This window comes from Pedobacter glucosidilyticus DSM 23534 (genome assembly GCF_000425145.1).
Lineage (GTDB): Bacteria > Bacteroidota > Bacteroidia > Sphingobacteriales > Sphingobacteriaceae > Pseudopedobacter > Pseudopedobacter glucosidilyticus.
The window spans coordinates 1-13299 of the sequence record NZ_AULF01000009.1; the positions used below are offsets into that span (position 1 = coordinate 1).

8 protein-coding genes and 1 tRNA gene are annotated in these 13299 nt (G+C 33.7%); 3 read left to right on the forward strand and 6 right to left on the reverse strand.

Features of this window, described 5'->3' with window-relative positions:
* From H510_RS0102535 to H510_RS0102560, 6 genes are all read right to left on the reverse strand, one after another.
* Nucleotides 1–2118 (reverse strand): chondroitinase family polysaccharide lyase (locus H510_RS0102535; RefSeq protein ID WP_026902875.1); only part of this gene is annotated, 2118 nt, incomplete at its 3' end.
* 134 nt (nucleotides 2119–2252) lie between these two features.
* On the reverse strand, nucleotides 2253–3980 hold the full coding sequence (locus tag H510_RS18105; RefSeq protein ID WP_051291019.1) for a hypothetical protein: 1728 nt from the start codon (nucleotides 3978–3980) through the stop codon (nucleotides 2253–2255).
* An 86-nt stretch (nucleotides 3981–4066) separates the two neighbouring features.
* Nucleotides 4067–4957: an alpha/beta hydrolase gene (locus H510_RS0102545; RefSeq protein ID WP_026902876.1), complete on the reverse strand. Its 891-nt coding sequence runs from the start codon at nucleotides 4955–4957 to the stop codon at nucleotides 4067–4069.
* Nucleotides 4958–5063: 106 nt separating this feature from the next.
* Complete coding sequence (locus H510_RS0102550; RefSeq protein ID WP_026902877.1) at nucleotides 5064–5954, reverse strand: alpha/beta hydrolase; 891 nt, start codon at nucleotides 5952–5954, stop codon at nucleotides 5064–5066.
* 124 nt (nucleotides 5955–6078) lie between these two features.
* Nucleotides 6079–10206, reverse strand: a complete 4128-nt coding sequence (locus tag H510_RS0102555) for a hybrid sensor histidine kinase/response regulator transcription factor (RefSeq protein WP_026902878.1) — start codon at nucleotides 10204–10206, stop codon at nucleotides 6079–6081.
* Between the two features lie 258 nt (nucleotides 10207–10464).
* Nucleotides 10465–10536 (reverse strand) — tRNA-Glu (locus H510_RS0102560).
* Nucleotides 10537–10647: 111 nt separating this feature from the next.
* Between H510_RS0102560 and gap the strand changes: the two genes are divergently transcribed.
* From gap to H510_RS0102575, 3 genes are read left to right on the forward strand one after another with little or no spacing between them, the layout of a single operon-like run.
* A complete protein-coding gene (gap, locus tag H510_RS0102565; RefSeq protein WP_026902879.1) occupies nucleotides 10648–11643 on the forward strand; it encodes a type I glyceraldehyde-3-phosphate dehydrogenase in 996 nt (331 codons plus the stop codon).
* A gap of 5 nt (nucleotides 11644–11648) precedes the next feature.
* A complete protein-coding gene (locus H510_RS0102570; protein WP_036691696.1) occupies nucleotides 11649–12083 on the forward strand; it encodes a GNAT family N-acetyltransferase in 435 nt (144 codons plus the stop codon).
* 18 nt (nucleotides 12084–12101) lie between these two features.
* Nucleotides 12102–13292 carry a phosphoglycerate kinase gene (locus tag H510_RS0102575; protein ID WP_026902881.1) on the forward strand — a complete coding sequence of 397 codons (1191 nt, stop codon included), beginning with the start codon at nucleotides 12102–12104 and terminating at the stop codon, nucleotides 13290–13292.
* The last annotated feature ends 7 nt before the right edge of the window (nucleotides 13293–13299 follow it).

The following is a 13299-nucleotide window of genomic DNA, read 5'->3' on the forward strand; positions in this document are numbered from 1 at the left end:
CACCAAAATAGAATCAAAAGCAAAAACAGATTTTCTGAAGGTTAAATTGTTAGTTTCATATCTACCGCCTGCATCTTGAACAAAATCCATTGCAAATATGCCATCATTACCTGCTGATAGTGCACCAACAAAACTTTTTGCTTGATACTCGTCTCTGGTTGAATTTGTTGGAGGTCTTAAATCAGCATAGTCTGATAAATGGACAGTTGTTGTGCCAGGCATTACATTCCAATCCCAACCATCTCCACCAGAGATATATCCTGTGGCGGCTGTAGTTTCATAAAGAATGTCTAAAGCTCCATAACCTTGGTATCTGCCATAACGATTGGCATTGGCATAAATCTCTGTACCAAACATTTTATTGGTTAAGCCTTTTGCAATAGCAACCCAGTTTTTATGACGTTTAATACCCATTGGACCATAATTAAATTGATGAAAACCATCCAAATTAACTGTAGGTACTCCAGGGTAGTATGTTGTTTTGTAAAAATAGTTGTATAAAGCAGCTGCGTCAGGATCTACGGTTTGATTAATAAGGTTTCCACCTACAGTAACTAATTTTCTAAAATCAGATATTCTAACTGCTGATGATTGGTTAAAAGGAAATCTCCCTGAGCTAGAATTAGCCCTTACTGCCCCTTTATTCAGCTCTAAAAATAACACTTTAACTGCTGTTAACATGTAATTGTAGGCTTCTAAAGAAATTTTAAAAGGCGTACCTCTTAAGTTATAAGCATGATCTATCCATGTAGCATAGGCATACATGTAATGAAAGTATTTAGATTGATGATGATACCCTAAACCATCTGGCTTAACGCCATCTCTACCTCCGTCACCTGGTTCCATTACCTGCGCCATAAATCTGTTTATAGATTTTAAATCTCTTACAATTTCTGCATTATCATTACTTAATAATGCCAGTTTAATAATATTTTCTAACTTAAGATGAACAAAGTCCATGTTATTTCTAACCAAAAACTGATTGCTGTAGATCTTATTATACTCATTAGACCATTTGAGCATCTTAATTAAATCTGATTTTACATTAGCATCTGAAATTAAAGGCGCTACAATTATGAAATTATCATTAAATACTCTTGCGTTGTCATAAGCATTGGTTTCCATTACATTTCTACCGCCTTCCGCTACTCCTTGGTCAATAAGATATCTGGTAAATAATGTTAGCGTATCTAAATTGCTTTGTGTTGTATTATTAAAATATTTTCTTGCAAAGATGTTACAGTACCTAGAAAACTTAACTAAGCTATCCTGATTAATATCACTTAACAAGCCCCTGATATAGTAAAGTGTACCACTAGTTAAACTAGGGCCACAATATTTATAATAAGCTCTCGCTTCTGCTAATTCTGCTGGTGTAGGGACTGGTGCAGTACTAGAAGTTGGAACAATACTGTATCTCTTTTTAAGGCTATCTATACCAATTAATTCAGCTGAATTTGGTGTTACAAGTGCAATGTCAGGTGTATTTAACCAGCTTGATAAAGGTTGCCCTCCACGTAAAGAAGAAGTTACTAGAAATTGCGAGTTATCTACCAGCATATGAGTTCCAGGATACCTTAATTCTTTATCCCCAACCCAGTCAATTTCATCAATCCAAATTTGCCTACTACCTGTTGTACCAGACTTCTTCTTAAATGTAAATTTAACTGTTGATAGGTCAAAGCCTGGCAAAGCATTACCACCACCATAATCAGCAACAAGGTTACGATGATATTCTCGCCAGCCTGTAAAATTCAATACAATAGTTCCTGTTCTTTTTACCTCACCGGAAGGATTTAAAAATTGCACCAATAAGGTATCTGACGCACTATTAGTATTTGTAAAAATATAAAAGTGCGTGTTATTTATATTAGAATTTTGCGTTTGTGCTAAACTAATAGTTAAACCGCTAACAGTAAGGGTTTGATTATTTGTGGGTGTCCATTTTAAAGCTTGTGTTCCGCTCTTGAAACGTGTGGTACTTAATGCCAAATTTCCAGAGCTTGATGTAGTTGTCCAATTACTTGGGACTGAAGTTATACCATCAAACGTTACGGTTTGAGCTTTGAGATAAGTTACTCCATAGAGTAAGATAAAAAATAATAGAATTCTTTTCATTTTGGTTTAATTATTAACCAATTTTACCAAAACAAAAGATGGGTTAACCACGAAAATTGTATCACAAATACAAGTCTAATGTGTTAAATCCTAATAAATTAAGGTTATAACATTTTGATTAAACTGTTTTATCCTTATTTTTTTGATCTTTCATTTAATTGCTGTTGGTATAAAGATTTTGGTACTACACTTTCACCGTTATTAAATATAAATCCATCACCAACGGCTGGCAAACCTATATATTTAAAGTTGTTATTAGATATTTTATTCAACTTGTCTAAGCTTTGTTCAATATTAATTTTAGTACTCCATTTATCGGTTAATGCAACTGTACCAAAAGAGAAATTTTGCGCTGTTGGGGGTTTCATTACAACTGCCAACGGAGTCATGCAATTCCATAAAACCATTTGTGCTCCTGCCCAACCATGTCCAGATCCAAAACTTCCTCTGTTAGACAAACTAAAGCCTGCATCTGGTCCAGAAACAGAGCAATTATCAAATAAAGTTCCGGTGGCCCATCTTTGGTGTGGTTCTGATTTTGCGTGGCAAAGTTCTGCAGTATTATTTACAAAAGCGTTCGGACCTGCCACTACGGCTCCCATTACAAAATCATGTCGGCCGTTACGGGCGTAAGAATTAGTAACTAAACATTGTTGCCCGTTTATTGAGTAGGCATAGCGTCTTCCTCCTTCGATAAGACATACAGGGTCTAAAAATCTACAATTTTGTATAGTGATAAACCTGCTTTTAAGTCCGCAAACAAATCCAAAAGAAAATACGGTAACTTCTATATTATCAGCCCAACTGTTTTCAGCATTTACAAAATCTAAAAACGTCCAGCCATGTTGCTCATCGGCAAAATAAGTTTCGCCTTCTCTATTTTTTGCAATAACACTTTTATTAAATAACGAGGTTGCTGATAAATTACATATTCCAACATCTGTTAATCTTTTAGTATAACTGTATTTATAAACTAGTCCGCCTCCATATTCTTTTTGTAAGGCATTAGTAAGAGGGATATCTATGGTGATGATGTTTTTATCTATAGCTGTAATTTTTCTTTCAAAGATTAGATTTTTAGAACCTGGCTCCCATTGCTTAGTAGTATTCACTCTCTTTCCGTCTTCACTTAATTTCCCACTTTTTCTATATTCTTCTAACTGGTTGGCGTTTAAGACTTTAATTGAGCTCCAGCTATCTTCTATTTTATCCATTCCAATAGCTGTTATCCACTCGGTGGTGCTAGGTCTTTCTACTATTATAGCATCTCCAACTTTAAAGCATGAGGCATCATTTACCAATATTTTTCTAGTACCCGATGGAACATAATCTGCTACTACCTGACGTTTGGTTTTATGATCAATTTTAAAGTTTTCTCTTTCACCAATTCTAACAAGCGTATATTGTTTAGGTGTGGTAGCAACTAAAATGGTATTTCTAGCCTGGTCTTTTTCGCCCATTAAAACCACTCCAGAATATTTTATGGTAATACTTTCTGATAGGTTGTATGTGCCAGGCATTAATAACAATGCTCCTCGTATCCCATTCTTATCTGCTTTAAGCTGTCCAATGCTATCCAAAGCGTTTTGAATTGATTTAGTATTATCACCATCCAAAGGGCTTAGTGTTTTAACTACTTTAGTTAAGTTAAATTTAGTAATACCAGCTTTATAGCCACTAAATGAAAAATCAGGGATAATATCTCCTTTATCTGTATAAGGTTTATAAACTAAGCTATTTGTTTTTTCATCAAGGTAGATGATATTATTTGTGTTTGATATAGCATTATGGTTGTCATTTTGGGCAAATATTGATGTTGTGGTGAATAAAATTAGAATTGTATTAATAAATAAATTTTTCATGTTTTTATATTTTAAGAGCCTAATTAATACACGATATATTTCAAGGCTATTTATCGTGATTGATAATGTAATTTTTAGGCGATTGTTCAAATCACTTTGTTTAGAAATGACACAATTTCGTCTATTTTTTCATCTACTATTAACTTATAGTTTGAGTGTGGTTTATCTTTTAACACATGTAACTGTGATTTTTTAGATTCAATTACGTCCATTCTATCTTTTATAGCATGAGCATAAGCTATGTTTATGGTTTTGTCTAAATCTCCATGATAAATTAAAACCGGAGGCGCACCTTTTGTAATAACATTTACGTTTTCTAAACCACCATAAAAGTTTACTACCCCTTTTATAGGTAATACTTTTTGTTTTGAGCCATAGGCAACGTATAAAGCAGCCATTGCGCCAGCAGAACTTCCAGTAATAGCAACTTTGTTTATATTTAATTTGTATTTAGCTGCATGATTTTTTATCCATTGCATAGCACTTATAGCATCATCAGATGCGTTTTTAATCGCCTCATTTAAAATCGGATGGAAAGAACCATTGGGAGGTAAGCCTTTTGCCATATTGCTAGAACAGCTAGCTCCAATTACTTTTTTGTACCTTAAAGTTAACCTGTAATTTATAGAAACAACCGCAAAACCTTGAAGAGAAATTTTAGAACATAATTCTAACATCCCTTTATCGCCATTAACAAAACCACCACCATGCAGGTACAAGAAAACAGGGAGTGATTCTTTTTCATTTACCTTATTGGGTAGGTATAAATCAAGAATCCTATCACTTACCGAGTCATTTATGAATTCTGGAATGGAGCCATATCTTATATTTTTTATAATGGAGATGCCGTTATACGTTATTTGTTTTTGAACTGGCGGAACGTAATTATCTATTAAATTATTTTGTGCATGAACTGTAAAAGTTAAAACGAAAAATAATACGAATATAAAAAGTATGGAATTTAGCTTTTGCTGCATGTTATAATTTTAAGCTAAGAATTTTAAAATCTTGATTAGAATAAATAAGTAAAAGTAATTTTAGGATAAGACTATAAAATTTTACTATATATTTTAATCAGCTCCTTTATAAAAAGCTATTTAAAAATGATGTAATCTCATTTATTTTTTCCTTTGCTATTAAATTATATTGCGCATGTCCTTTATCTTTTAATATTTTTAATTGAGATTTATCTGAGCCAATCTTATCCATTCTTTCTTTTAAAGCGTAGGCATATTCAATATTAATAGTCGTATCTAAATCTCCATGGTAAGTTAGAAGTGGTGGCGAAATTTTTGAAATAACGTTTGCATTTTCAAGCCCACCCCATAAATTCACAACCGCTATAATAGGCAGTACTTTTTGTTGAGAAGCGTAAGCAGCATGTAAAGCCGTCATTCCGCCAGCAGAACCGCCACCTATAGCTACTTTGCCAGTATTTAAATTATATTTTACTGCATTATCTTTTATCCATTGCAATGCACTAATAGCGTCATCTGACGCGTTTTTTATAGCTTCATTTAACACCGGATGAAAGGCGCCATTAACAGGAAGCCCCTTAGCCATATTAGCTGAACAAGATGCCCCGCTTACTTTTTTGTATTTTAAAGTTAAACGATAGTTGATAGAGGCTACAGCAAAACCTTGAGATGCAATTTTAGAACATAAATCTACTAATCGCTTGTCTCCACCAGTAAAACCACCACCGTGAATAAAAACAAAGACAGGTAAGGATGTTGAACTGTTGTTAGTAGGAAGGTATAAATCAAGGATCCTATCACTTGTAGAATCTGTTGCTATTTGTGGAATAGGAGCATATCTTAAATTTTGATGAAGAGTGATGTTATTAGGCAATTTAATTTCTGAAGGAGATGGAGGTTGATAACCTACAGGATTTGAATTTTGTGCAAATGTTAAGCTACAAATAAGTTGCGATAATACTGTAGTTAGTATGAATAACCATTTATGTTTAATCATAAAAATAATAAGATTAGGGTTAAATTTGGATTTATAATTTTATTATAAAATTAAGCTTTAGCTACTGTTTTAGACCATTACACAGGTATCATATATGTAGGTCTATTGTATTATAATGTGGTAATTATTCTACTTCTCTAAATTGTTTTGCAAACTCTAGTGGATTTGCATCAAATTCTTCTTTAAAGCATTTTCTGAAATAATTTACATCTTGGAAACCTACCATATAGGCCACCTCATTAATATACATTTTCTTCTGCTTAAGTAATTGGGCAGCTCTTTGCAAACGGATATATCTTATAAACTCTACCGGGCTTTTGGATGTTAAGGCTTTTAACTTCTTGTATAAGTTTCCTCTGGTCATGCCAATATGTGCACTAATATCTTCTACACTTAGTGTTTCTTCTGATATATGCTCTTCTATATACTTAATAATACGCTCTATAAATAAATCATCAAAACTAGAGATAATGGTATTGGTAGGTTCTAGCAGTACTTGTTTTTGAAATCTTGAACGCATTTTCTGGCGGTTCAATATCAAATTCCAAACTTTAACTTCTAACAAATCTAGGTTAAAAGGTTTCGAGATATATTCGTCAGCGCCTTTTTCTAAGCCTTCTAGTTTAAATAAAAGTGGGCTACGGGCTGTTAGCAATACAATAGGAATATGACTGGTATTGATGTTTTCTTTTAAGAGTTTGCATAGCTCAACACCGTCCATTTCAGGCATCATTACATCACTTATTATAATTTCTGGAATATATTTTAAGGCTTCTTCGTATCCAGTTTTTCCATTTTCGGCGGTATAAACTTCAAACTCTGGTTTAAAATGATCTTCTAAAAAATTACGCACTTCGGTATTATCTTCCACAATAAGCATGATAATTTTCTCAGGGCCATGGTCTGCCTTTATCTTATTTTTTACATCTTCAAAATTCCTTTGTCTGTTTAAATGGTAGTCTTTATAGTTGTCTATATTATCTGTCTGTAGGTAATTATCATCTATTTCCGACTCTTTTAAATGAGTATCGCCTAAAGGCAACTTAATTTTAAAACAAGTAAAGCCATTCTCTCCTTCAGTGGCAGGAGTGCTCTGCACATCAATTTCACCTTGATGAAGATCTACCAGTTCTTTTGCAAAAGCTAAGCCTATGCCCGTACCAGATACATTGTTTAGCAAGCTATCAGTATGTTTGAATGGGGTGAAAATGCTGGCTATCCTATCTGGTGCTATACCACAACCATTATCTGTGATGCTTATAGCAACCTGTTTGTTAGGTTTAACTTGTTCAACATATACATTTATTTTGCCATATTCCGGAGTGTATTTAATAGCGTTAGAGAGAATGTTGTAAATTACCTTCTCCATTTTATCTTTATCAAACCAAGCCTCTATCTTTTCATCGGAAAAAGAAAAAGATAAGTCGATATTTTTAGCATTGGCTAGGTTTGTAGAAATAACCACAATCTCGTTTACAAACAACACTATATCTCCTTTGGCAGCTTTCAAGCTCGATTGATTTAAATCTATCCCTCTTACATCTAATAACTGATCAATCAAATTAAGTAACCTTTGCCCACTCTTATTCATGGTATTGAGGTATTGGTGCAAAGCTGGGTTATTTGCATGAGCCGATAAAAGCTTTTGTAAGGGAGCCATTATCATAGTTATAGGCGTTTTAATTTCATGAGATATTTTTAGAAAGAAACTTAGTTTTTGTTGTGCCAGCTCTCTTTCTTGTTTTGCAATGTATTGCTCATAAGTAATCTTCCCTTTTAAACGCTCTTTATACTTTGTATAAGAGTAAAAAAGGTATAATAGTAGTATGATGATGATAAAGTACGCAAGATAAGCCCACCATGTTTGATACCAAGGAGGCAAAATGGTAATGTTAAGTGTTTTGATATTACTTACCCAAATACCGCTGTTGTTGGCTGCTTTAACTTTAAGCAGATATTTACCAGGGTCTAGATTAGTATAGGTTGCTTGTCTTTGGTCGTTAACGTAATGCCATGTATCATTAGGAAAGCCTTCTAGTTTAAAAGCATATTTGTTTTTCTCTGGATGTATAAAATTTAGCAGAGAAAATTTGATGGTAAAAGAAGCTTTATTATAAGGTAAAATAATTTCCTGAGTTTCATCAATAGCTTTATTTAGGACACTATTTTCTCCGGCACTCACAGGTTTTCCTAATATAGAAAGTTCAGTAAAAATAATATTGGGCTTATTCTTGTTTACTGATAGTTGGCTAGGTAAAAAAGAAGTTAACCCGTTAATACCACCAAAGAAAAGTTCATTGTCTATACCCCTATAAACCGAATGATGCAAGAATTGATTACTTTGCAAACCATCCTTTACGGTATAGTTCACAATTTTAATATGCTCGAATTTTAAAGATTTAGTATTTACAGTGATATTTACTTTAAAAATACCACGGTTTGTACTTAACCATAAAGCCCCCAGCTCATCTTCTGTAATTGCATGAATAGTATTATTTAACAAGCCATTATTGCTGTTTAGGACTAAAAAACGATTGGTTTTAGGGTCGTAATAATTAAGTCCACCACCGTCTGTCCCGATCCAAAACCTGCCTTTGCTATCATTAAATAAGCAAAGTATATTATTGTTACTTAAACTATAAAGGTTGTTTTTATCATAAACATAGCTTGATATTTCACCTGTTTTATAGTTGAGATAGTTTAAGCCTGCTGTTCTATTTCCTATCCATAAACCTTTACCATTATTATCTTTTAATGCTGTAAGATTGTTAGAGTTAAAGAAACCTTCTTTAACAGTTTGGTTGTTATAAGCCTTTATTTTTTTTCCATCTTTAAATAAATATAAGCCACCAAAATTGCTCGCAATCCATAAGCCTTGTTTGGTGTCCTCAAAAACATGCTGCTGTATAAATGCTGGAGAATTATTAGAGGTCGCAAAATTAAATTGTTGAAATGCCCGGCTAGTGGTATTAAATTTTAATACTCCTCCACCTGTACTTAGCCACAGGATATCGTTCTTTTCAGAATCTTTATGAATGATTTTGATGGTATTGTAGGTACTAGTACCTTCTGCGTACTTATAAACTTTTATTGTATTTGCTTTTCTATCCCAATAGTTTAAACCGCCGCCATCTGTTGCCAGCCAAACATTTTTGTTTTGATCCTCATAAACACTATTAATCTCTTTATTTGAGAGCTTTACTGGGTCTTCTTTTGCATGCCCTTTGTAAGCAAAATTTTCTTTGAAATTATAAACCAGATTAACTCCTCCAGAATAGGTTCCCAGCCATATATTTCCCTCTTTGTCTTTATATAAATAGCGTACAGAAGCTTGGCTTAATGAATATTGAGATTTCTCATCACTTTTATAGGTGTAATTTTTAATACTGCCGGTATTAGGGTTAAGTATGCTCAAGCCAAACTTGGTACCCACCCAAATTTCATTTTTATTAACAATTAAAATGCTTCTTACAGTATTAGATAAAAGACCGCTAGTATTAGTGAAATATTCTATCTGATTATTATTTTTAAAATGTAAAACTCCTTCTGCTTCTGTGGCTAGCCAATAAGAACCATCTTCTTCATATTTAATAGTTCTTATCCAAGAGTTTTTAACGGTATTTTGTAATGTTGGATAAGCAGAAACCAGCTTTTTTTTATTAAAGTCATAAAAATACAAACCCTTAAATTTTCCTATCCAAAGTAGGTTGTTTTTATCTATATAGATAGATTGAATTCGCTTATCCTTACCTAAGTTTAATTCTATATCTAAAAGTTTTCCTTCCAAAGGATTTAAGTATTTTAGACCATCATCTGTAGCTATCCAAATTATTCCGTTTTTATCTTCAACTATACTGTATACTGCATAATGCTTATTGCTTTTGCTAGAGAAAGATTTAAACACTTCTAAATTTCTATCAAATAGATTTAAGCCAGAAGATGTACCTATCCATAATCGATTTTTCTTATCTTCTATGACAACACTTACTCTATTATCATTTAAGCTGTTTGGATTTCTTCCATCATTTTTATAAGTAACAAAATCATAACCATCATATTTGTTTAATCCGTCCCATGTGCCTATCCATATAAGGCCTTTATGGTCTTGATAAATAGTGTTGACAGTGTTTTGAGATAGGCCGTCGTCTATGGTTAGGTGTTTAAATTTTAAATCATCGGCAAATAGACTTTTAAAGAAAAAAAAGTGTAATAAATAAACAACAAAATATTTGATTAAAAATTTCGCTCTCAACTCTTAGAATTAAATTAACCTAATATATGATTAATATCAGTGGTTTTTATAAATGGTTTTTTCAAAAGTAGTAATAAATATTCCAAATAAAATCCAGTTCAGCAGTCTTAGCTAGTATTAACTAGTCTGTCTTATTTAATAATTGGAGACATAATAATGTATATAGTGAAATTTAGTTTTGGTAACCTAAACAATTACTGAAACTAGTTGGGAAGTATAAATTAAAGTATTAATTGTTTTAAGTATATTTTAACTTAGTAGCCCGTAGGGGAATCGAACCCCTGTTTCCAGAATGAAAATCTGGCGTCCTAACCCCTAGACGAACGGGCCAAATATCTTTGGGTGTGCAAATATAGAAAACAGCCTAAAACTCACAAAAAAAATTAAATATTTTTTAATCGTACACATTAGGTAAATTCGCTAAAATTTCTGAGAGCATATATGAGGGTAGCCATTAATGGTTTTGGGCGCATCGGGCGTACCGTTTTAAAACTATTATTACAAAAGCAAGATATAGAGGTTGTTGCCATTAACGATTTAACAGATACAGCAACATTAGCGCACCTGTTCAAGTACGATTCTGTGCATGGTAATTATAAAGGAACCGTAACGCATCATCAGCAAGAGCTTGTGGTTAACGGGCAAAGCATCCAAACCTATGCCGAGAAAAATCCAGAAGATTTACCTTGGGAAGCACTAAATATAGATTTAGTGATAGAGTCAACCGGTAAATTCTTATCCCGAGCTTTAGCAAATAAACACCTAGAAGCAGGAGCTAAAAAAGTGCTATTATCAGCTCCAGCTATAGACAAAGATATTCCAACTGTAGTACTAGGCGTTAATGATGGGCAAATAGATTGGTCTTCAAAAATCATCTCCAATGCATCTTGCACCACCAACAATGTGGCAGCTATGGTAAAAGTTTTAGATGATAACTGGAAAATTAAAGAAGGTTACATCACCACGGTACATTCTATGACGGGTGATCAAAACCTGCATGACGCACCACATCGTGATTTAAGAAGGGCAAGAGCAGCTTCATCTTCTATCATCCCAACCACAACAGGGGCGGCAAAAGCCATTACCAGTATTTTTCCTCAATTAGAGGGTAAATTAGGCGGTGCAGGCATCCGTGTACCTGTCTTAAATGGTTCTTTAACAGATTTTACCTGTATTCTAGAACAGCAACCATCATCGGTAGCACAAATAAACGAAGCCTTTAAAGCCGCAGCAGAGGGCTCACTTAAAGATATTCTGTATTATACAGAAGACCCTATTGTTTCCGTTGATATTATTGATAACCCACACTCTTGCGTATTTGATGCGCAACTAACCTCTATTGTTGGCGGTATGGTAAAAGTAGTAGGTTGGTACGATAACGAGTTTGGTTACGCTAGCCGGTTGGTGGATGTTGCTCAAAAAATGGCCATAAAATAAAGCTGATGATTAAGTTTATTTCCGCAAAAGATGTTTTGCCTTTACGCAATCAGGTTTTAAGAGAAGGCAAACTTCAAGACCATGAATGTGCTTTGCCTTTAGATGAAGAACCTGAAAGTTTCCATTTAGGCTATTTCGTGGCAAACGAATTGGTTTCCATTGCTACATTTCATATCGTTCCAAAAGAAGGTTTTGCGGGTTTGGGCTATCAATTAAGAGGCATGGCTACAGATGAGGGTTTTAGAGCTAAAGGTTATGGTAATATGCTGATTAATTTTGCAATCGTATATTTGCGAGGCAAAAAGGCTAACTATTTGTGGTGTAACGCCAGAAAAGTAGCTTATAAGTTTTATGAAGGTTTAGGTTTCGAGTTTATTTCTGATGAATTTGAAATCTCCGGTATAGGCCCTCATAAATGCATGTATTTAAAAATTCAATAACAATCCAACACAATAAATATGAATACTGTAGACAAATTAAATTTCGCAAACAAGAAAGCTTTAGTAAGGGTAGATTTTAACGTCCCTCTGGATGCTGATTTCAATATAACCGATGATAAGCGTATTACAGCTGCCTTGCCAACTATCCAAAAGATTTTGAATGATGGTGGTGCAGTTATCTTAATGTCGCACTTAGGTCGTCCAAAAGATGGTCCTACAAATAAATATTCTTTACAACATGTGGTTAAGCATTTATCTACTTTGTTAGGTAAAGAAGTGGCTTTCGCCGATGATTGTATAGGTGCCGAGGCAAAAGCTAAAGCTGATGCTTTACAAGCAGGAGAGGTGTTATTGATAGAAAATTTACGTTTCTATAAAGAAGAAGAAAAAGGTGATGAAGTATTTGCAGAAAAATTAGCTCAATTGGGTGATGTTTATGTGAACGATGCCTTTGGTGCGGCACACAGAGCACATGCTTCTACCGCTGTAATTGCTAAATTTTTCCCAACAGCAAAATATTTTGGTTATTTAATGGCTTCTGAGTTAGAAAATGCAGAAAAAGTATTAAATAAAGCCGAAAGACCATTTACAGCTATTATGGGTGGTTCTAAAGTTTCTGATAAAATCCAATTGATAGAAAGATTATTAGATAAGGTAGATAATTTAATTATTGGTGGCGGTATGACATATACTTTCGTGAAAGCTTTAGGCGGTGAAATTGGTAAATCTATTGTAGAGTTAGATAAGCAAGAACTGGCTTTAGAGATTTTAAAGAAAGCAGAAGCAAAAGGTGTAAAAATTTATATCCCTACAGATTCTTTAATTGCGGATGATTTTGCAGAAACAGCCAATACGCAATACGTAGAAACAAAAAATATCCCTTCAGATTGGGAAGGATTAGACATTGGTTTAGAAACCCGTAAAAAATATGCAGACATCGTGATGAATTCTAAAACCATCCTTTGGAATGGTCCAATGGGCGTTTTTGAAATGAAGAAATTTGAAGAAGGTACCAGAGCTGTAGCAGACGCTATTGTAGCTGCAACTAAAAATGGGGCATTTTCTTTAATAGGTGGAGGAGACTCTGCGGCAGCTATCGCTAAATTTGGTTTAGAAAACGAGGTAAGCTACGTTTCTACAGGTGGTGGTGCTTTATTAGAATATATGGAAGGTAAAGAACTTCCAGGTGTAAAAGCTATACAAGGCTAAAACATTT